Source organism: Streptomyces sp. NPDC042364 (assembly GCF_056437585.1).
The window spans coordinates 1-21,574 of record NZ_JBWKAJ010000012.1 but is presented as its reverse complement, the minus strand read 5'-3'; the positions used below and the strand labels follow the sequence as shown (position 1 = coordinate 21,574).

The following is a 21,574-nucleotide window of genomic DNA, read 5'->3' as shown; positions in this document are numbered from 1 at the left end:
GCCGATCCGCGCAGGTCCGGTGCCGATCAGCCGGACGGGTGCGGCAGGATGAGCGGTCGCGCCCGACGTCGTACGCACGTCGGGCAAGCGTGATCGTGCATTCCGGATTCGAGCAGGTGGCAAGGTGACGACACATCACATACGGTCCGCGGGACATGACATACGGCCCGTCGACCGCTCCCCGCGCCTCTCGGGAGGCGGCCGATGAACCGGGCCCTCACCCTCGACGACTGCCTGGTGGCCGGAATCATTCTGGCCGCGGGCCTGGTGGCCGCCTTCCTGCTGCGCCTTCTGCTGCGCTGGCTCGGCGGACACGCGACGAAGACACGCTGGAGCGGTGACGACGTCATCGTCGACGCGCTGCGTTCCCTGGTGCCCTGGGGCGCGTTCGCGGGCGGCGCGGCTGCCGCCGCGGCGGCGCTGCCGCTCACGAAGACGGTCCAGCACAATGTGAACCAGTCGCTGACCGTGCTGCTGATCCTGGTCGCCACGATCACCGCCGCCCGGGTCATCGCCGGACTGGTCCGTACGGTGACCCAGTCGCGGGCCGGCGTGGCCGGCTCGGTGACCATCTTCGTGAACATCACCCGGGTCGCGGTCCTCGCCCTCGGCTGCCTGGTGATCCTGCAGACCCTGGGCATCCCGGTCGCGCCACTGGTCACCGCCCTCGGTGTCGGCGGTCTCGCGGTGGCGCTGGCCCTTCAGGACACGCTCGCCAACCTCTTCGCGGGCATCCACATCCTGGCCTCCAAGACGGTCCAGCCGGGCGACTACATCAGGCTGAGCAGCGGCGAGGAGGGCTATGTCGTCGACATCAACTGGCGGCAGACCACGATCAAGTCGCTCTCCAACAACCTGGTGATCATCCCCAACGGGCAGCTCGCCGGCACGAACATGACCAACTTCAACCAGCCGGAGCAGGACATGACCCTGCTCGTGCAGGTGGGAGTCGGTTACGACAGCGACCTGGAGCACGTGGAGCGGGTGACCAACGAGGTCATCGCCGAGACCATGAAGGACGTCGAGGGCGCGGTGCCGGACCATGAGCCCGCCGTACGCTTCCACACCTTCGGCGACTCGCGGATCGGCATGACCGTGATCCTCGGGGTCGGGGAGTTCAGCGACCAGTACCGGATCAGGCACGAGTTCATCAAACGCCTGCACCGGCGCTACCGGGCCGAGGGCATCCACATCCCCGCCCCCCGCCGGACGGTCACCCTGCAGCCGGGCGGCGGCGTGGACATCCCCCACCAGCGCGAGACGTCGATCGGCTCGGTCGAGGTGCCCTAGGGATTTCCGCCGGGGACGTGCGGGTGCGCGGGGGCCTGCCGCGCGGTTGTCCGCGCCCCTGAAGGGCCGGGCCCGCGGACCGCCCTTCGGCTGGGAAGCACGGGGCGCGCCCCCGGCCGCTTTTCCGGGGCGCGGGGAACCGCGCGAGAAACCACCACGCGCCCGCACCCGCCCCCGCACCCCACGGCCCCGAACTCCACCGCGTCCGGCCCCCTGCCCCATCCCGCCCGGTCACGAGATATCTTGATGTCGAGCAATGTTGCAGACGTGGAGCGGAGCACCCGGTGACTGACTCGACCATCATCTACACACACACTGACGAGGCCCCGGCCCTGGCGACGTATTCGTTCCTGCCGGTGATCAAGGCGTACGCCTCGCAGGCCGGTGTCTCCGTCGAGACCCGTGACATCTCGCTGGCCGGGCGCATCATCGCCGTCTTCCCGGAGTACCTCCAGGAGGGCCAGCGCATCCCCGACGCCCTCTCCGAGCTGGGCGAGCTCGCCAAGACGCCCGCGGCGAACATCATCAAGCTGCCGAACATCTCGGCGTCGATCCCGCAGCTGAAGGCCGCCGTCGCCGAGCTGCAGAGCCAGGGCTACGCGCTGCCGGACTACCCGGACGACCCGAAGACCGACGAGGAGCGCGAGATCCGCGCCCGCTACGACAAGATCAAGGGTTCCGCCGTGAACCCGGTCCTGCGTGAGGGCAACTCGGACCGCCGCGCCCCCGCCTCCGTCAAGAACTACGCCAAGACCCACCCGCACCGCATGGGCGCCTGGACCTCCGAGTCCAAGACCAACGTGGCGACCATGGGCGAGAACGACTTCCGCTCCACCGAGAAGTCCGCGGTGATCGCCGAGGACGGCGCGCTGCGGATCGAGCTGGTCGGCGACGACGGCACCACCACCGTGCTGCGCGAGTCCGTACCGGTCCTCGCGGGCGAGGTCGTCGACGCCTCCGTGATGCGTGTCGCCGCGCTGCGCGAGTTCCTCACCGCCCAGGTCGCCAGGGCCAAGGCGGAGGGCGTGCTGTTCTCCGTGCACCTGAAGGCCACGATGATGAAGGTCTCCGACCCCATCGTCTTCGGTCACGTGGTGCGCGCGTTCTTCCCGAAGACGTTCGCGAAGTACGGCGAGACGCTGGCCGCGGCCGGCCTCTCCCCGAACGACGGGCTGGGCGGCATCTTCAAGGGCCTTCAGGCCCTGCCGGAGGGCGCCGAGATCAAGGCCTCCTTCGACGCCGAGCTCGCCGAGGGCCCGGAGCTGGCGATGGTCGACTCCGACAAGGGCATCACCAACCTGCACGTGCCGTCCGACGTCATCGTCGACGCCTCGATGCCGGCCATGATCCGCACCTCCGGCCACATGTGGGGCCCGGACGGCCAGGAGGCCGACACCCTCGCGGTGCTCCCGGACTCCTCGTACGCGGGTGTCTACCAGGCCGTGATCGACGACTGCCGCGCCAACGGCGCCTACGACCCGTCCACGATGGGCTCGGTCCCGAACGTCGGCCTGATGGCGCAGAAGGCCGAGGAGTACGGCTCCCACGACAAGACCTTCGAGATCCCGACCACGGGCACGGTCCGTCTGGTCGACGGCAACGGCGACGTGGTCATCGAGCAGACCGTCTCCGCCGGTGACATCTTCCGCGCCTGCCAGACCAAGGACGCCCCGATCAAGGACTGGGTGAAGCTGGCCGTCACCCGCGCCCGCGCCACCGGCGACCCGGCCGTCTTCTGGCTGGACGAGACCCGCGCCCACGACGCCAACCTGATCGCCAAGGTCAACACGTACCTGGCCGAGCACGACACCGAGGGCCTGGACATCCGCATCCTCGCCCCGGTCGAGGCCACCAAGCTGTCGGTGGAGCGCATCCGCCGCGGCGAGAACACCATCTCCGTCACCGGCAACGTCCTGCGTGACTACCTCACCGACCTGTTCCCGATCCTGGAGCTGGGCACCAGCGCCAAGATGCTGTCGGTCGTCCCGCTGATGGCGGGCGGCGGCCTGTTCGAGACGGGCGCCGGCGGCTCCGCCCCGAAGCACGTCCAGCAGCTGGTCAAGGAGAACTACCTGCGCTGGGACTCCCTCGGTGAGTTCTTCGCCCTGGTGCCGTCGCTGGAGCAGTACGCCGAGGCCACCGGCAACACCCGCGCCAAGGTCCTCGCCGACACCCTGGACCGGGCGACGGCGACCTTCCTCAACGAGGACAAGTCCCCCTCGCGTCGCCTCGGCGGCATCGACAACCGCGGCAGCCACTTCTTCCTGTCCCTGTACTGGGCGCAGGAGCTGGCCGCGCAGACCGAGGACGCCGACCTGGCGAAGGCCTTCGCCCCGCTCGCCGAGACGCTCTCCGCGAACGAGCAGAAGATCGTCGACGAGCTGATCGCCGTCCAGGGCAAGCCGGCCGACATCGGCGGCTACTACCAGCCCGACGCGGCCAAGGCCGCCGCGGTCATGCGCCCGTCGGCCACGTGGAACGAGGCGCTGGCGAACTTCGCCTGACGCTCCGCTCCGTACGGCAGGCCCGCCGCCGGCCGTACACAGGGTCGGCCGTACACAGGGTCGGCCGTCCGGACCGTGTCGGCTTCGGGACCGGTGGCGTGGGGCCGCCGGTGAGCCCCGCGGCCCGGGCATGATCCGTGCGACCGGCCCCGGCGCCACCGCGGCTCGCCCGCGGACGCCGGGCCCGCCGCCCTCGCAGACCGCACACCGCCGCCCCGGCCGGGATCTCCGGCCGGGGCGGCGTGTTGCCGGGGGCCGCGCGACGCCGGCGGGGCCCCCGGTGTCGTCAGGCGGTGCCGAGGGCCGCCCGCAGCGTGACGATCGCCTGGTTGATGGCGGCCTCGGCCGCGTGCGTCTCCCGCAGGGCGTTCAGCATCACGAAGTCGTGGATGACGCCCTGGTAGCGCACGGCGGTCACCGGGACACCGGCCTCGCGCAGCTTGTTCGCGTACGCCTCGCCCTCGTCGCGCAGCACATCGGCCTCTGCGGTGACGACGAGCGCCGGCGGCAGACCCGCCAGCTGCTCGGCCGAGGCGCGCAGCGGCGACGCGGTGATCTCGGCGCGCTCCTCCTCGCTGGTCGTGTACTGGTCCCAGAACCACCGCATCGCGTCGCGCCGCAGGAAGTAGCCCTCGGCGAACTGCCGGTAGGAGCCGGTGTCGAAGGCGGCGTCGGTGACCGGGTAGAAGAGCACCTGCTGGACCAGCGGGACGTCGCCGCGGTCCTTCGCCATCAGCGTCAGCGCGGCGCTCATGTTGCCGCCGACCGAGTCACCGGCCACCGCGATACGGGCCGCGTCGAGGTGGTGTCCGGCGCCCTCCTCGACGATCCAGCGGGCCACCGTGTAGTTCTGCTCGACCGCGACCGGGTAGCGGGCCTCGGGCGCCAGGTCGTACTCGGGGAAGACGACCGCGGCCCGCGCGCCGACCGCCAGTTCGCGCACCAGCCGGTCGTGGGTGTGGGCGTTGCCGAAGACCCAGCCCGCGCCGTGGATGTAGAGGATCACCGGCAGCACCCCCCGGGCGCCCGCCGGCCGGACGATCCGGGCGCTGACCGTGCCGGTGGGCCCACCCGGCACGGTCACCCACTCCTCGTCGACGTCCGGCTTCGCGATGTCGCCCGACTGCACCTCGTCGACGACCTTGCGCCCCTCGACCGGGCCGAGATCGAAGAGGTACGGAGGGTTCGCGGTCGCCTCCGCGAAGGCCGCGGCGGCGGGTTCGAGGACAGGACGGAGGACGGTGGTCTCGGACATGGCGATCTCCTCGGGTCGGGGTGGTGCCGCGGGCAGGTTCGGCCCGCGTTGCTCACCGGGGCGGCGGCACACCCAGAAACATAGCGCTCGATTAAATCGCGCACAACTAATTAGGAGGCGATTTGATACCTCCCGACTTCTTAGGGCTCGATCCAGGCGCGCGGCTGCCGGTAGGGTGAGAGTGCGTCATGCAGAGCACGGGACGGAGGAGCAACACCGTGAGCACAGTCGGCGAACTCGTGAGCACCGACGGAGCCGAACCGGCACAGGGGCACACGCTGCTTCTGGACGACCAGCTCTGTTTCGCGCTGTACGCCGCCTCGCGCGCCGTCACCGCCCGTTACCGGCCCCTGCTGGAGGAACTGGGCCTGACCTACCCGCAGTACCTGGTCATGCTGGTTCTCTGGGAGCAGGACTCGATCTCCGTACGCGACCTCGGTGCCGCGCTCCAGCTGGAGTCCAGCACACTCTCCCCGCTGCTGAAGCGCCTTGAGGCGGGCGGGCTGCTCCGCCGTGAACGACGCCGGGACGACGAGCGCTCCGTCGCCATCCGTCTCACCGAGGCCGGGGCCCGGCTCAAGGAGCGGGCCCGGACCGTGCCGGTGGACATCGGCGCCGCGATGGGCCTGACCCCCGAGCAGCACACCGTCGCCAAGCAGCTGCTGCGCCTGCTCACCGCGAACGTCGGCCAGGACTGAGGAGGTACCGGCCGGGGGGCCTCGGCGCACCGGTCCAGTGCGCCCGCGCCGAGCCGGTCCCGCTGTTCCGGGTCAGCTCCAGGCCCACGGCGGCGAGGCTCAGCTCCCGCCGCGCGCCACCGAGGACCCCCGCGGCGGGACGATCCGGAAACCGACCGCCACTGGTCGACGGTCGCCCCGGCCTCCGCCCGGCGGGAACGGGCGGCGCCCCCCTGCGGCACCGCGACGGGCCGGCCACCGTCGGGATCACACCGGCCCGGGTTCGGTGACGCCAGTCGCCCGTCACCAATGTCCCGGGACAGCACACCCAGGAGGCTTCCGATGGCTCCGCGCGGGAGAAGGAGCGGCGTCCGTTGCGTTCTTGTCGCCGTGCCGCGTGGCAGTCCTCGTAGTGGCGTTACGCGGGCTTTCGCGCGGCGGTGCGAGGGCGTACCGGGCGCCGCGACCCCGCGGAGATCCATCGGGATGGCCCTATCCCCCGTCCGAGCGGGTCAGGCGCCGGACGGCCCGGGCGGTGTCGCGCGTCTCCCGCTCGGCCTCGGTCAGGGCGTCTGCCGCCGCCCGCCGCCGCTGCTCGGCCCGGCGCTGCTCCTGTTCGGCATGGTCGAGGTCCGCTTCGGCGCGGCCGGCCCGCTCCTCGGCGCGTTCGAGGTCCTCCCGCGCCTGGCGCAGCCGGCGCTCGGCCGCGGACAGCTGGCGCCGCGCCCGGTCACGGCGGTCGAGGGTCCGGCGCAGCGACGCGTCGGCGTCCTCCGCCTCCGACCGCCGGTCGCGCAGCCGTCGCTCGGCGGCCTCGGCCGCCTCACGTGCCGCCGCGAGCCGCTGTTCCCGCTCCAGCCGCAGTTGCCGCTCACGGCGCCGCCCGGCGAGTTCGTCCTTCCTCGTGCGGCCCTGCGTCGACGCCGTCGGCGGCTCGACGGGGGCGGGCCGCGCCGTCTTCGAGGGGCCGGGTCGCTTCCCCTTCGCGGAGGCGGCGGCCGGTGCGGCGTCGGAGGAGAAGGCGGCCGGTGCGGCGTCGGAGGAGAAGGCGGAGGGCGGGGCAAGGGCGGTTTTGAGCCGACCTTCGGCCCACCGCTCGGCGGCATCCGCGTCGGCCAGCACGGCACGCAGTGTGGACTCGACCTCCTGCAGCACCGAGGCGGACAGCGGCTGCCCGGCCTCACGGGCCAGCCCGGCCGCCTCCCGGGACAACGCCGCGACGACACGTCGCCGCTGGTCGGACAGCGCCTTGAGCCCGTCCGCGTCGAGCACGCGGTACGCCTCGCGCAGCGACTCCCCCAGCTCCAGGAACTGCCCGCACTCCTCCGGCCGGGAGCGCAGCAGCAGGTTGGCCGCCCATGCGGCCAGCGTGGGCCGGCGGGCACGTTGGATGAGCCGCGCGTCGTCGCCGCGACCGGACGTCCTGGCGGCAGCCGCCCACACCTCCCGGCGGGCGACGAAGCCGGACGGAGGGGTCCCATAGAGCTCGTCGAGGACCGCCTCGAGGTCGGGTACGCCGGCCCGGACGGACCCGTCCGGCCCGTCGCCGTCGCGGCGCCTCACCCGCTTGCCTGGCATGATCCTCAGACTGCACCGGTCCGGGCGACCTCGCACATCGCCTTATGACTATCGGATAAAACCACCCTTTCCGATTCTCGCCGGGAGCCTCTCACACCGAACCTCAACCACCCTTAGTATCGGCACGAGCACTTTCGGTGACTTCCGCCAGGGGGGCGTCATGCGCGGGCAGTTCCTCGTTTCGCTGCGCCATGTCGCGTACCCGGCCCTGCTGGTCACGCTCGTGGCCACGGCAATCGCCACCCTGCACCTGCGCTGGGACCTCGGCCGGGTGAGCCAGCTCTTCCTCGTCGGCACCATCGCCTACTTCACGCTGCTCGAACGGTTGATCCCGTACGAGCCGGAATGGGCACCGAGCGCGCGTGAATGGGGCTGGTACGGCGTCTACTTCGTCCTCACGACCACCGGCGGAGCCCTGGCCCAACTGCCGGTGGCAACCGTCGTCGGCTGGGCCGCGCCGCGGCACCCGGCACTGCCGCTCTGGGCGGAGATCCCGCTGGCGCTGCTGCTCGGCTCACTGGCCAACTACCTGATCCACCGCTGGTGCCACACCAGCCCACGGCTCTGGCGGCTGCACGGTGTGCACCATGTGCCCGACAAGGTGAACGTCGGGAACAACGGGGTCAACCACCTGGTGGACGTCCTGCTCACGCAGGGCGTCGTGCAGTGCTCACTGGCCCTGGCGGGGTTCTCGGCCGCGGCGGTCTTCGTGATCGGCCTCTTCGTGGTCGCCCAGGGCTACTTCGTGCACGCCAACATCGACGTCCGGATCGGCCCGCTCAACCACGTCCTCGCGGGACCCGAGCAGCACCGGCTGCACCACAGTGTCGACCTGTCCGAGGCCGGTCACTACGGCTCCGAACTCTCGGTCTGGGACCACGCGTTCGGCAGTTTCACCTGGCGTCCCGGCCGGCGGCCGGTCGCCGTGGGGCTGCGGAACCCGGCGGACTTCCCCCCGACCGGCGAGGTGGTCGCCAGCCACCTCCAGGCGTGGCGCCGGCCCGCACGTCCCGTCGGCTCCCCCACCGGCTCGGCCGGGGTGAGCAGGCCGTAGTACCCCCTCCGCCCGGCGCCCGCGGCGGACCACCACCTCATCGTCCGACTGTCCGCTCGACCAGACCTCTGCGGTCCGCCCCTTCGGCTGCCACGGCTTCCGGCCGGTACGGCTCACGGCGCGGCCGGTCACCGTCCCCTGCGTGTGCGTCCACTCCCTGCTGCGAGCCGCCCACGCGAACGAAGCGTCCGAAGGACTCGCCCATGACGGATTCATGCCTCGTTCCCTCCCCGGACCCCAGCCCCGCTCCGACGCCCACCGCCGCCGTCCCGGACGGCCCACCGCCCCACGGCCCCCACGGGGGCGAGCGCGAGAAGATCGCGATCATCGGTATCGGCTGCCGGCTGCCCGGCGGGGCCAACGACCACCGCTCGTACTGGCGGAACCTGGTCGACGGCAAGGACTGCATCACCCCGACCCCGCGCAGCCGGTACGACGTGACCACGCTGGGCAGCCGCGACAAGGCCAAACCGGGCCGGCTGGTCGGCGGCCGGGGCGGATACATCGACGGCTTCGACGAGTTCGACCCCGCCTTCTTCGGCATCAGCGGCCGCGAGGCCGACCACATGGACCCGCAGCAGCGGAAACTGCTGGAGGTGGCCTGGGAGGCCCTGGAGGACGGCGGCCAGAGACCCGCCGAGCTGGCAGGCCGTGACGTGGGCGTCTACGTCGGGGCGTTCACCCTGGACTACAAGATCGTCCAGTTCTCCGACCTCTCCTTCGACACGCTCGCCGCGCACACCGCCACCGGCACGATGATGACGATGGTGTCGAACCGCATCTCCCACTGCTTCGACTTCCGCGGCCCCAGCGTCTCCCTCGACACCGCCTGCTCCTCCTCCCTGGTCGCCGTCCACCTGGCCGTCCAGAGCCTGCTCCGCGGCGAGACCGACCTCGCACTGGCGGGCGGCACCCTGCTCCACATCGCGCCGCAGTACACCATCGCCGAGACGAAGGGCGGTTTCCTCTCCCCGCAAGGCCGCTCCCGCACCTTCGACGCCGCCGCCGACGGCTACGTCCGCGCCGAGGGTGTCGCGGTCGTCGCCCTCAAGCGGCTCTCCGACGCCGTCCGCGACGGCGACCCCGTGCACGCCGTCGTCATCGGCAGCGGCGTCAACCAGGACGGCCGTACCCACGGCATCACCGTGCCCAACCCGGACGCCCAGGTCGCCCTGATCGAACGGGTCTGCGCCGAGGCCGGGATCGCCCCCGGCAGCCTCCAGTACGTCGAGGCGCACGGCACCTCCACACCCGTCGGCGACCCGATCGAGGCGACGGCGCTGGCCCGGGCCCTCGCGGTGGGCCGCAGGCCCGGAGACCGCTGCTACGTCGGCTCGGTGAAGACCAACATCGGGCACACCGAGTCGGCGGCCGGCCTCGCCGGGCTGATCAAGGCGGCGCTGGCGCTGAAGCACCGGCTGATCCCACCGCACATCAACCTGGAGCGGCTCAACCCGGCGATCGACCCGCGCGCCCTGCCGTACGAGATCCCCACCGAGCCCACCCCCTGGCCCGCGCACCGGGGGCCGGCCAGAGCCGGCGTCAACTCGTTCGGCTTCGGCGGCACCAACGCGCACGTCCTGCTGGAGGCCGCGCCCGAGCCGGAACCGGCACTCGCCGAGCCGGGCGGGGAGGCGGACCGGGCCGGGAAGGGTACTGCCACCGCCGAGGGCCGCGGGCCCCGGGTGCCTGCGCAGCAGGACTCCGGGGCCGATGGCCCTGAGGCCGGGGAGGACCCGGGGCAGCCCCTCTGGACGGTCCTCCCGCTCAGCGCCCGGGAGGCCGCGACCCTCCCCGAGGTGGCCGCCGGTGTCCGGGGCGAGCTGACCGGTGCGGGGGGCGGTGCCCCGGCCCGTCCGGCCGACGTCGGCCACACCCTGGCCCATCGACGCCAGCACCACGACGCGCGGCTCTCCGTGGTCTACGACTCCCGGGGTTCCGCCGCCCGCGACTCGCTGGACGAGGCGCTCTCCGCCTACCTGCGCGGCGAACCGCACCCCCGGGTGCTCACCGACCACCGCCGCGAGCCCCGGCACCGGCGGCTGGCCTGGGTCTTCACCGGCATGGGCCCGCAGTGGTGGGCGATGGGCCGGCAACTGTTCGCCACCGAGCCGGTGTACCGGGAGGCCGTCGAGCGCTGCGCCGAGCACATGGCCGAGCTGACCGACTGGTCGCTGACCGAGGAACTCGCCGCCGACGAGGCGGACTCCCGAATGGCCGAGACCTGGCTCGCCCAGCCCGCCAACTTCGCCGTACAAATCGGGCTGGCCGCGCTCTGGCGCAGCCGCGGGGTCCGCCCCGACGCCGTCGTCGGCCATTCCACCGGCGAGGTGGCCGCCTTTCACGAGGCCGGCGTCTACGACCTGGCCGACGCGGTCAAGGTGGTGGTGCACCGCAGCCGGCTCCAGCAGCGGCTGGCCGGCAGCGGAGGCATGCTCGCCGTCGCCCTCGGGGAGGCCGAGGCGGTCCGCCGGCTGCGCCCGTACGGCGACGCGGTCTCGGTGGCCGCGGTCAACAGCCCGAGTTCGCTCACCCTCGCCGGGGACGGGACCGCGCTGGCCGAGCTGGCCGCCACGCTCACCGCCGAGCAGGTCTTCGTCCGCCCGCTGGCCGTCGAAGTGCCGTACCACAGCGCCCGGATGGAACTGATCAAGGACGAGCTGCTGGAGTCGCTCGCCGATCTCAAGCCACGCCCGGCCACGGTTCCGCTCCATCTCACCGGACGCGAGGGCACCGCGCGCGGCACCGAGCTGGACGCCGGCTACTGGTGGCACAACGTCCGGGACCGCGTCCGCTTCCGGCAGGCGGTCGAGCGGCTGGCCGACGACGGGTACCGGCTGTTCCTCGAGGTCGGCCCGCACCCGGTGCTCGGCCGGTCGATCACCGAGACGATCGAGCACCGGGCGACCGGGCCGACCGGTGACGTCCGCACCGCCGCGGCCGATCTCCCCGAGGTGCGCACCCTGCCGTCGATCCGCCGCCAGGAGGACGAGCGGGCCACGTTCACCGCGTCGTCGGCCGCCCTGCACAACCTCGGTGTCGAGGTCGACTGGTCCGTGCTGCAGCCCGCCGGGCGGACGGTCCCGTTGCCGCGCTACCCGTTCCGGCGGGAACGGCACTGGGTCGAGCCCCGCCCCGTCGCACTCGTCCGGCAGGGACGGATGGACCATCCGCTGCTCGGCCGCCGGCTGCCGGGCGCCGAGCCGGCCTGGGAGGCCCGGCTGGACGCCGAGGTGCTGCCGTACCTGGAGGACCACCGCATCGAGGGCAGCGTGCTCTTCCCCGCCGCCGGCTATCTGGAGATGGCCGTCCAGGCGGTGCGCGCGCTGACCGGGGGCACCGACGCCGCGCTGGCCGGCATCGAGCTGCGCAAGGCGCTCTTCCTGCCCGACGAGGAGAGCCGCGCCGTGCAGCTCACCCTCTCGACCGAGCACGGCGGCTTCACCGTCGCCACCCCCGCAGGGCGGGGAACCGAGCGGACCGTGCACGCCGTCGGCACCGTCCGGCCGGGCCAGCGCCGCCGCCCGCACCGGCCGCTGGACGCCCCGGCGCTCCGCGAACGGGCCGTCCGCCATCTCAGCGGGCCGGAGTGCTACACGGAGCTGGCCGCGCTCGGCTACCACTACGGCCCGGCGTTCCAGGGCATCGAGGAGGTCTGGATCGGCCCCGGCGAAGCCCTGGCCAAGGTACGGCCGACATCGGCGGTCACCGGCCGGGGAGCGGACCATCAGGTCCATCCGGTGGTGATGGACGCCCTGTTCCAGAGCCTGCTCACCCCGCAGCTGGCGACGGCCCGCCCCACGGGCACGGGTATCCGGCTGCCGGTCGCCATCGAGGAGGTGAGGCTCGACGCGGTGGGCGACCGCCCCCTGTGGGTGCACGCCACCGTCACCGGGGACACCGGCGGCGAACTGGTCGGCGACCTCTCGGTCTACGACGAGCAGGGCGTACCGCTGGGCGGGATCACCGGGTTCCGGGCCGCCGATGTCGAGCGGGCCGCCACGGCCGTCGGCCCGGCGACCATGGACGGCTGGCTCGCCGAGCCCGTCTGGACGGAGCTGCCGGACACCCCCGGCCCGTCGGACGCCTCCGCCCTGTCGGACACCCCCGGCCTGCCGGACGCCTCCGGCCTGCCACTCGGGCACGCCGACAACTGGCTGGTGTTCGCGGACCGGCAGGGCGTCGCCGAGGCGCTGGCCCGGCGGATCACCGCACGCGGCGGACGTTGCCGGCTCGTCCGGCCGGGCGCCGGGTACCGGCCCGCCGAGGGCGACCGCCCGGCCGTCGTCGATCCCGGCTCCACCGCCGATCTGGCCGGCCTGCTGGCCGACGGCCGAGCGTCCGGCACGCCGGACCCGGCGGCCGTCGTCCACCTCTGGAACCTCGACCGGCCGGAACTGTCCGCGCCGGGCGACCCCGCCACCGACCCCGCCCACCACACCTCCCCCGGTGCCTACGGCCTGGTCGTCCTCGCCGCGGTGCTGTCCGCCGAACTCCCGGGCAGCAGGCTGCACATCGTCACCCGGTGCGCGCAGGCCACCGTCGCCGGTGAACCGGTCGAGCCGCTGGGCGCTCCCGCCTGGGGGATCGGCCGGGTGCTGCGCCATCAGGAGCTGCCCGGCCACCCCGGCAAGCTGGTCGACCTCGGACCGGGCGGGGACGCCGACGACGAGGCGGCCGCGTTGCTGCGTGAGTTCGCCCTCGGTGACGAGGACGAGATCGCACTGCGCGAGGGCCGCCGGCTCACCTGCCGGCTGCGCCGCGCCGAAGGGCTGAGCAGGCCACTGCCGCCCCGGCTCCGCCCGGACGCCGCGTACCTGGTGACCGGCGCGTTCGGCGCGCTCGGCCGGCTGCTGTGCCGCACGCTCGTCCGGCGCGGCGCCCGGCGGCTGATCCTGGTCGGCCGTGGTCCGCTGCCGCCGCGCGAGGAGTGGCGCGACGTCGACCCGGCCGGCCCGGAGGGGCGGCGCGTCGCCTTCCTGCGGGAGCTGGAGGCCCTGGGCGCCGAGCCGGTCCCGGCACGGCTGGACATCACCGACGAGTCCGCGCTGGCCGCCTGGCTGGCCGAGTACCGGCGGCTGGACCGGCCGCCGATCCGCGGCGTCTTCCATCTGGCGGGACAGGTCAGGGACACCCTGGTCGGCGAGCTGGACCGGGAGACGTTCGACGCGGCGTACGGACCGAAGGTGCTCGGCGCCCTCGCCCTGCACCGGCAGCTGGCCGGCGAACCACTGGACCACTTCGTGCTGTTCGCCTCGATCGCCTCACTGCTGACCACCGCCGGGCAGACCAACTACGCCGCCGGGAACGCCTTCCTGGACGCGCTGGCCCACCACCGCCGGGCGCTCGGTCTGCCCGCCCTCAGCCTCGACTGGGGCCCGTGGGCCACCGGCATGATCGAGGAACTCGGGCTGATCGACCACTACCGCGCCAGCCGGGGCATGAGTTCACTCGCCCCCGACACCGGGATGGCCGTACTGGAACGGGTGCTCGGCCAGGACCGGGCCCAGCTGCTGATCGCCACCGTGGTGGACTGGCCGCTCTTCCTCTCCTGGTATCCGGCACCGCCACCGCTGGTGGCCGACCTGGCCGCGGCGGCCCGGGAGTCCGCCCCCGCCGCGGAGCCGACCGGCCCGCTGGAGACGCTGCGGGCCGGCGGGGAGGCCGAGCGCCTCACCTTGCTCACCGAGTGGTTCACGGCACTGGTCGCCACCGTGCTCCGGGTCCCGGCCGAACAGGTCGAACCGGGCGCCGGGCTCGGCATCCTCGGCCTGGACTCGCTGCTCGCGATGGAGCTGCGGGCCCGGCTCACCACCGAACTCGGCACCGCGCTCCCGTTGGTGGCGCTGCTGAGCAACGCGCCGGTCGCCGACCTGGTGGCCCAGCTGTACGAGTCGCTGGCCGAGCTGCTCCACGAGGAGCGCCCCGCCCCGGGCGGGGCCCGCGTCGAACGCTTCGAGGACGAGTCGGCGTACCCGCTGACCCAGAACCAGAAGGCCCTGTGGTTCCTCAAGCAGCTCGACCCGGACGGGTTCGCCTACAACATCGGCGGCGCGGTCGAGGTCCGCGTGGAGCTGGACCCCGAACTGATGGCCCTCGCCTTCCGGAGCATGGTCGAGCGGCATCCCGGGCTGCGGGCCAACTTCGTGCTCGACGACGGCGGGCCGGTGCAGCGGATCTCCGCGGCGGTGGAGCCGGACTTCGGGGTCGTCGACGTCGAGCACCTGGACTGGGACGAGATCCACGCGATGATCGTCCGGGAGTACCGCAGGCCCTACGACCTGGAGCACGACCCGCTGGTGCGGTTGCGGCTCTTCCGGCGCGGCCCGGAACGGTGGGTGATCATGAAGGCGGTCCATCACATCGTCTCGGACGCGATCTCCACGTTCACCTTCATCGAGGAGTTGTTCGCGGTCTACGAGGGGCTACGGCGCGGCGAGGCGCCCGAACTGCCCCCGGTCGCCGCGCGCTACCTGGACTTCCTCAACCGGCAGAACGAGTTCCTGGCCGGGCGCGAGGCGTCGAGGATGCTCGACTACTGGCGTTCGCGGCTGCCGGCCGAGGTGCCGGCCCTCGAACTGCCCACCGACAAGCCGCGTCCCGCGGTGCAGACCCACAACGGCGCCTCGGAGTTCTTCGTCCTGGACGAGGAGTTGAGCGCCCGGGTGCACGCGCTGGCCCGCGAGCACAACGTCACCGTCTTCATGGTGCTGCTCAGCGCCTACTACCTGCTGCTGCACGCGTACTCGGGCCAGGACGACCTGATCGTCGGCAGCCCGGTGACCGGCCGCACCGACGAGGAGTTCGCCGGCGTCTACGGCTACTTCGTCAACCCGCTGCCGCTGTATGTCTCGCTGGCCGGCGAGCCGACCGTGGCCGACCTGCTGGACCGGGTGCGGACCACCGTGCTGGGCGGGCTGGACAACCAGGAGTACCCGTTCGTGCTGCTGGTGGAGAAGCTCGGGCTGCAGCACGACCCGAGCCGCTCGGCGGTCTTCCAGGCGATGTTCATCCTGCTCCACCACAAGGTCGCCACGGAGAAGTACGGCTACCGGCTGGAGTACATCGAACTGCCCGAGGAGGAAGGCCAGTTCGACCTCACGCTGTCCGCGTACGAGGACGAGTCGGAGCACCGGTTCCACTGCGTGCTCAAGTACAACACCGACCTCTTCCTGCCGGAGACGGTGGCCCGGCTGGCCGGGCACTACGTCAATCTGCTGACGGCGCTGACCACGGCAGCCCCGGAGCGGGCGGCGACCGGCCTCGAACTGCTCGGCCCGGAGGAACGGGCCCTGGTGCTCGGGCGGTGGAGCGGCGCGGACCGCCGGGTCGCGTACGACGAGCCGGTGCACGAGCTGATCCTGCGGGCGGCGGCGGCCGACCCGGCGGCGCTCGCGGTGGTGATGCCGGCCGGGCCCGGCCCGGCCGCCCGCCTCACCTACGGCGAACTGGCCGAACGCTCGCGGCGGGCCGCCGCCCGGCTGAGCGCGCTGGGCGCCGGGCCCGGGTCGGTGGTGGCGCTCTGCCTGGAGAAGTCACCGGAGCTGATCGTCGCCCTGCTCGCGGTGCTGCGCACCGGCGCCGCCTATCTCCCGCTCGCCCCCGGCGACCCGGCCGACCGGCTGGCCTACATGGTCGAGCACGCGGGAGCCGGACTGCTGGTCACCGCCGAGGACGACGGCCGGCTCGCCGAGCTGCCGGGACGGCTGGTCACCACGGGAGAACTGGACGCGGAGGACACCGCCTTCACGGACGTACCGGTGGGCCTGGAGGACCCCGCGTACGTCATCCACACCTCGGGGTCCTCCGGCCGGCCCAAGGGGGTGCGGGTCTCCCACGGCAACCTGGCCTCCGCGTACCAGGCCTGGCGCGCCGAGTACCGGCTGGACACCGATGTCAGGGTGCACCTCCAGATGGCCGCCCCGCCCTTCGACGTCTTCACCGGGGACGTGGTCCGCGCGCTCTGCTCGGGCGGGACGCTGGTGCTGGTCGGCCGGGAGCTGCTGTTCGACACGGCCCGGCTCCATCAGGTGATGCGCGCCGAGCGGGTGGACGCCGCGGAGTTCGTTCCCGCGGTGGCCCGCGTCCTGGCCGAGCACTGCGAACGGGCCGGGCAGCGGCTGGACTTCATGCGGCTGCTGGTGGTCGGCTCGGATGTGTGGAAGGTCGAGGAGTACCAGCGGCTGCGTGCCCTCTGCGGGCCGAGGACCAGGCTGGTCAACTCGTACGGTCTCACCGAGACGACCATCGACAGCACTTACTTCGAGGGACCGGTGGACGGACTGGAAGCCGGCCGGATGGTCCCCGTCGGGCGACCGTTCCCGAACAGCGCCTGCTATCTGCTGGACCGGCACGGCCGCCCGGTCCCGCCCGGTGTCAGCGGCGAGCTGTGGATCGGCGGCAGCGGTGTGGCACTCGGTTACGCGGGCGCAGAGGAACGGGCCGCCGGCCGGTTCGCCACCCTGCCGCTGGGCGGTGCCGGCGGCACGGAGCCGGTCCGGGTCTACCGCACGGGCGATCTCGCTCGCTGGGACGCACAGGGCCGGATCCATCTGCTCGGCCGGGCCGACACACAGATCAAGCTGCGGGGGCACCGGATCGAACCGGGCGAGATCGAGAGCAGGCTCGCCGAGTGGCCGGAGGTGGACCGGGCCGTGGTCACCGTCCGTGCCGACCGGCGCGGCGAGAACGCGCTCTGCGCCTACTGCGTACCGGCGCCCGGACGGACCCTCGACCGGCGTGGGCTGCGACGTCATCTGGCCGGCCGGCTGCCGACCTTCATGATCCCGGCACACTTCACCGAGGTGCCCGAGCTGCCCCTCACGGCCCACGGCAAGGTGGATCTCGCCGCGCTGCCCGCCCCCGCGGCGGACGACGTGGAGCGGGCGGCCGAACCGCCCGCCACCCTCTACGAGGTCCGGATGGCCGAGCACTGGCAGGCGCTGCTCGGCATCGAGAAGCCGGGCCTCCAGCACGACTTCTTCGAGTGCGGCGGCTCTTCGATCAGGCTGATCGAGCTGGTCCACGGCCTGCAGACCGAGTTCAACATCACGGTCCCGGTGAGCCGGCTGTTCGAGGTCACCACCCTGCACGGCATGGCCAGGACCGTCGAGGACATCATCACCGGCCGGATCGAGGGCGGCAGGCCGTACCTGTGGTTCAACCGGGATCAGCGGCAGACCCTGTTCTGCTTCCCGCCGGCCGGCGGCCACGGCCTGGTGTACCGGCGGCTCGCGGAGCACCTTCCCGAGTACCGGCTGGTCGCCTTCAACTACGTGTCGGGGGACGGCAAGGTCGACGCGTACGCCGATCTGGTCGGATCGCTCCAGCCGGAGGGTCCCTGCGCGCTGCTCGGCTACTCGCTCGGCGGCAACCTGGCCTTCGAGGTGGCCAAGGAGCTGGAGCGGCGCGGCCGGGCCGTGTCCCATGTGGTGATCGTGGACTCGCACCGCATCGCGGAGCCCTTCGACCTCGCCGACGAGCATGTCGAGGCCTTCGAGCGGGAGCTGGAAGAGCATCTGCGGCGGCACACCGGCTCGGCCGTGGTCGCCGAGGAGACCCGTGCCCAGGCCCGCGACTATCTGCGCTTCTGCAGTCGGACGCCCAACGTCGGGGTGGTCACCGCGGAGATCGGCGTGATCTCCGACGCCGAGCAGACCGCGCTCCACGAGTCCGGATACCACGGCGCCTGGTACGCCAGCTCGGCGACCCGGACGACGGTCGTCCAGGGCTTCGGCGCCCACGCCGAGATGCTCGACCACGAGTTCTCCGCCCACAACGCCGGGCTCGCCCGGTCGATCCTCACCGGAGCCGCGCCCCATGCGTCATGACATCGGCACCGGTCCGCCCGGCCCGCGCCGACGGCACCCGCACGCCCCCACCACCCCGGTGCGGGAGACGGATTCCCCCATGCCCGGCCGGCATCCCGCGCTCCCCTGTCCCCTCGCCGCACGCGGGCTCGAACTCGACCCCGGCCACGCCGTGTCACGTGAGCGGGCGGCGGCCCGGATCCGGATGCCGTACGGCGACGAGGGCTGGCTGGTCACGCGGTACGAGGACGTCCGGGTGGTCCCGGCCGGCCCTCGGTTCGGCCTGGCCCGGGTGCCGCACCGGCTGCCCGGCCGGCGGCCGGCCGTCCCCCGGAGCGAACTCCGCGGGAAGCAGGACGCGGTGGTCAGCGGTCTCCGGACACTCCCGGTCGTCCGGTGACCTCGCACGGGAACCGCGACCCGGCACACCCCACAGGGACGACGAGGAAGGCGAGCACATTGGCGGGGCAGAAAGGCAAGGACTCCGGCAGGAGCACGGGTGCCGGCACGGACACGGATACCGGCCGCCGGCGAGAGAGCATGATCATCATCGGGGGTGGTCTCGGCGGTCTCTCCACCGGGTGCTACGCCCGGATGAACGGCTACCGGACCCAGATCTTCGAGATGCACGAGATCCCCGGTGGCTCGTGCACGGGCTGGGACCGCAGCGACTTCACCTTCGACTGGTGTGTCAGCTGGCTCCTCGGCAACGGGCCGGGCAACGAGATGTACCAGATCTGGCTCGAACTGGGCGCGCTCCAGGGCAAGGAGATGCGGCACTTCGACGTGTTCAACATCGTCCGGGGCCGGGACGGCAGGGCGGTGCACTTCTACTCCGACCCGGACCGGCTTCAGGCGCATCTGCTCTCGATCTCACCGGCCGACGCCGCGCCGATCCGGGAGTTCTGCGCGGGCGTCCGGACCTTCCGGAAGGCGCTGGCGGTCTACCCGTTCCTCAAGCCGGTCGGGTTGATGGGCCGGTGGGAGCGCTGGCGGATGATGGCGGCCTTCATCCCGTACTTCAACACCATCCGCAAGTCGATCGGTGTGCTGATGACCGACTACGCGCAGCGGTTCCGCGACCCGCTGCTGCGTGAGGCGTTCAACTTCATCCTCTACGAGAAGCATCCGGCCTTCCCGGTGCTGCCGTTCTACTTCCAGCTGGCCTCGCACGCCAATCGCGCGGCGGGCGTGCCGGAGGGCGGTTCGCTCGGGCTGGCCCGGTCGGTCGAGGAGCGGTACCGCAGGCTCGGCGGCTCGATCACCTACAACGCCAGGGTCGAGGAGATCCTGGTCGAGCGGGACCGCGCGGTGGGCGTGCGGCTCAGCGACGGCCGGGAGTTCCGCGCGGACATCGTGGTCTCGGCGGCCGACGGCCACACCACGGTGATGAAGCTGCTGGGGGGCAGGTATCTCAACGACACCTACCGCAGGCTCTACACCTCGCTGATCGACCAGCCCGGCCAGCTGTCACCCGGTTACGTGTCCCTCTTCCTCGGGCTGCGAAGGCCCTTCCCGGAGGGCGACCCGTGCACGACCTATCTGCTGACGGAGCGGCAGGCGAGCGAACTGACCGGCATCCGCTGCCCGTCGATGAACGTGCAGTTCCGCACCCGGCACTACCCGGAGCTGGCGCCTCGCGACTCCACCGTGGTGTTCGCGACGTACTTCTCCGACATCGGCCCCTGGCGCGAGCTGCACGAGGGACCGGAACGGTCCTCCCGGGTGCGGCGCGGTCAGGAGCTGCACACCCTGCCGGTCCGGCACGGCAGGGAGTACGTGGCCGCGAAGCGGCGGGTCCGCAACGGCATCGTCTCCTTCCTGGACGAGCGGTTTCCGGGTTTCGGGGACGCGGTCGCCGTCGCCGACGTCTCGACCCCGCTGACCCAGGTCCGCTACACGGGCGTCTACGACGGCACCTTCCCGGGCTGGAACCCCTTCGTGGAGGGCGCGGAGACGATGGAGGAGGAGATCAGGCGCAGCGGCCCGGTGCTGCCCGGCCTGTCGGACTTCTACCTCTCCGGGGTCTGGGCGACCATCGGCGGCCTGATCCGGGCGGCCGCCGCCGGCCGGCACGTCATGCAGTTCATCTGCCGGGACGACGGCCTGGACTTCACCGCCGACATCGACCGGAGCGCCCCGCCGCCGACCCATGTGGTCCTCCCGGTCGGCGGACCGCCGCCACCGCGACGGGCGCCGACGGCCGACGGTGGCGGTGCGGCAGGCGATCCCGCGAACAACGAGACAGGAGCACTGACATGAGGATCGAGAAGTGGGTCGTCCGTGAACACCTGGGCGGGGTCCCGGACGTCGGACGCATCTTCCACAAGACGGTGGAGGACGTGGAGATCGACCTGCGCCCGGACGAGATGCTGCTGCGCACCCGGTACGTCTCGGTCGACCCGTATCAGAACGGGCTGGCGCTGGAGACGCCGATCGGCCACCACATGGGCGCGGACTCCGTGATGGAGGTGCTCCAGGCGGGGCCTGAGGCCGCGTTCGAGGTCGGCGACCTGGTGCAGGGCTTCGGTGGCTGGCGCAGCCACGTCGTCCACAACGGCGCCGAGGAGGTGTGGCGGACGGGTACCTTCCCGATGGTCTTCCCCGCCTACCGCCGGCTGGACCCGGAGGCGTACGACGAGCGGCTGCCGCTGTCCACCGCGCTCGGCATCATGGGCGCGCCCGGGATGACCGCGTGGGGCACGCTCACCAGGTTCATGACGGTACGTCCCGGCGACACGGTGGTCGTCAGCGGCGCCTCCGGCTCGGTCGGCAGTCTGGTGGGCCAGTTGGCCAAGCGCGCGGGCGCCGCCCGGGTGGTGGGCACCACCGCCTCACCGGGCAAGATCGAGTATCTGCGCGGGCTCGGCTTCGACGAGGTGGTGCTCTATGCACAGGGCGACGACGCGGAGAAGGTGCGGCAGGCGCTGCTGCTCGCCGCCCCTGACGGGGTCGACCGGTACTTCGACAACCTGGGCGGGACCGTCACCGACGCCGTGTTCACCATGCTCAACGTGGACAGCCAGGTGGCCGTCTGCTGGCAGTGGGCCACCACGGTGAACGGTGACCTGACCGGGCCCCGGCTGCTGCCGTACATCATGTTCCCGCGCACCACGATCCGCGGCATCTTCGCCCAGGAGTGGTTCCATGAGCCGCTGTTGACGCAGATGCACCGGGAACTGGGCGGGCTGGTCCGCAGCGGCGAGATCCACTACCACCAGACCGTGCACACCGGCTTCGACGCCATCCCGGACGCGTACCGCAGCCTCTATGTGAACCGGGACGGGAGCCGGGGGAAGGTGCTGGTCGAGGTCTGACAGTGATCATGTGACTGGTGGTTCTGCTGATGAGCCTGACTCACCCTCTGACTGACGTCGCTGACTGTCCTGTTTCGGATTTGTCGGCTC

The 21,574-nt window shown here is 72.4% G+C and carries 10 protein-coding genes; 8 read left to right on the top strand and 2 right to left on the bottom strand.

All coding sequences use genetic code 11. The features are described from left to right. The first annotated feature begins 204 nt into the window (after positions 1 to 204). Together AC067N_RS23720 and AC067N_RS23715 are read left to right on the top strand one after the other, a co-directional pair. Positions 205 to 1,290 (top strand): mechanosensitive ion channel family protein, encoded by a 1,086-nt coding sequence (locus AC067N_RS23720; RefSeq protein WP_478680883.1) that lies wholly within the window; start codon positions 205 to 207, stop codon positions 1,288 to 1,290. A 284-nt stretch (positions 1,291 to 1,574) separates the two neighbouring features. Further along, positions 1,575 to 3,794: an NADP-dependent isocitrate dehydrogenase gene (locus AC067N_RS23715; protein ID WP_478680882.1), complete on the top strand. Its 2,220-nt coding sequence runs from the start codon at positions 1,575 to 1,577 to the stop codon at positions 3,792 to 3,794. 286 nt (positions 3,795 to 4,080) lie between these two features. On the opposite strand, the gene AC067N_RS23710 is transcribed toward AC067N_RS23715, so the two are convergent. Further along, complete coding sequence (locus AC067N_RS23710) at positions 4,081 to 5,049, bottom strand: alpha/beta hydrolase (protein ID WP_478680881.1); 969 nt, start codon at positions 5,047 to 5,049, stop codon at positions 4,081 to 4,083. A gap of 278 nt (positions 5,050 to 5,327) precedes the next feature. On the opposite strand from AC067N_RS23710, the gene AC067N_RS23705 reads away from it, so the two are divergent. Then, entirely contained in the window at positions 5,328 to 5,747 is a 420-nt protein-coding gene (locus tag AC067N_RS23705) for a MarR family winged helix-turn-helix transcriptional regulator (RefSeq protein ID WP_478681025.1), read from the top strand. Between the two features lie 471 nt (positions 5,748 to 6,218). Here AC067N_RS23705 and AC067N_RS23700 read toward each other — a convergent pair whose 3' ends face one another. Next, positions 6,219 to 7,304 carry a hypothetical protein gene (locus AC067N_RS23700; RefSeq protein WP_478680880.1) on the bottom strand — a complete coding sequence of 362 codons (1,086 nt, stop codon included), beginning with the start codon at positions 7,302 to 7,304 and terminating at the stop codon, positions 6,219 to 6,221. A gap of 160 nt (positions 7,305 to 7,464) precedes the next feature. Here AC067N_RS23700 and AC067N_RS23695 point away from each other — a divergent pair, with 160 nt between their 5' ends. From AC067N_RS23695 to AC067N_RS23675, 5 genes are all read left to right on the top strand, one after another. Continuing rightward, entirely contained in the window at positions 7,465 to 8,358 is an 894-nt protein-coding gene (locus AC067N_RS23695) for a sterol desaturase family protein (protein ID WP_478680879.1), read from the top strand. Positions 8,359 to 8,561: 203 nt separating this feature from the next. Then, positions 8,562 to 18,188 carry a non-ribosomal peptide synthetase/type I polyketide synthase gene (locus AC067N_RS23690; RefSeq protein WP_478680878.1) on the top strand — a complete coding sequence of 3,209 codons (9,627 nt, stop codon included), beginning with the start codon at positions 8,562 to 8,564 and terminating at the stop codon, positions 18,186 to 18,188. Beyond that, positions 18,178 to 18,567: a hypothetical protein gene (locus tag AC067N_RS23685; protein ID WP_478680877.1), complete on the top strand. Its 390-nt coding sequence runs from the start codon at positions 18,178 to 18,180 to the stop codon at positions 18,565 to 18,567. Before AC067N_RS23690 ends, AC067N_RS23685 begins: the two co-directional genes overlap by 11 nt. A 140-nt stretch (positions 18,568 to 18,707) precedes the next feature. Further along, entirely contained in the window at positions 18,708 to 20,429 is a 1,722-nt protein-coding gene (locus AC067N_RS23680; RefSeq protein ID WP_478680876.1) for a phytoene desaturase family protein, read from the top strand. After that, the gene (locus tag AC067N_RS23675; RefSeq protein ID WP_478680875.1) at positions 20,426 to 21,484 is read left to right on the top strand and encodes an MDR family NADP-dependent oxidoreductase; all 1,059 of its coding nucleotides are present in this window, start codon (positions 20,426 to 20,428) and stop codon (positions 21,482 to 21,484) included. The genes AC067N_RS23680 and AC067N_RS23675 overlap by 4 nt, the downstream gene beginning before the upstream one ends. Positions 21,485 to 21,574 lie beyond the last annotated feature (90 nt).

What these genes read in the sequence shown, in the direction of transcription:
- AC067N_RS23720 (WP_478680883.1), top strand. Translation starts at nt 205, where the DNA reads ATGAACCGGGCCCTCACCCTCGACGACTGCCTGGTGGCCGGAATCATT.
- AC067N_RS23710 (WP_478680881.1), bottom strand. Translation starts at nt 5,049, where the DNA reads ATGTCCGAGACCACCGTCCTCCGTCCTGTCCTCGAACCCGCCGCCGCG.
- AC067N_RS23700 (WP_478680880.1), bottom strand. Translation starts at nt 7,304, where the DNA reads ATGCCAGGCAAGCGGGTGAGGCGCCGCGACGGCGACGGGCCGGACGGG.
- AC067N_RS23695 (WP_478680879.1), top strand. Translation starts at nt 7,465, where the DNA reads ATGCGCGGGCAGTTCCTCGTTTCGCTGCGCCATGTCGCGTACCCGGCC.
- AC067N_RS23690 (WP_478680878.1), top strand. Translation starts at nt 8,562, where the DNA reads ATGACGGATTCATGCCTCGTTCCCTCCCCGGACCCCAGCCCCGCTCCG.
- AC067N_RS23685 (WP_478680877.1), top strand. Translation starts at nt 18,178, where the DNA reads ATGCGTCATGACATCGGCACCGGTCCGCCCGGCCCGCGCCGACGGCAC.
- AC067N_RS23680 (WP_478680876.1), top strand. Translation starts at nt 18,708, where the DNA reads ATGATCATCATCGGGGGTGGTCTCGGCGGTCTCTCCACCGGGTGCTAC.
- AC067N_RS23675 (WP_478680875.1), top strand. Translation starts at nt 20,426, where the DNA reads ATGAGGATCGAGAAGTGGGTCGTCCGTGAACACCTGGGCGGGGTCCCG.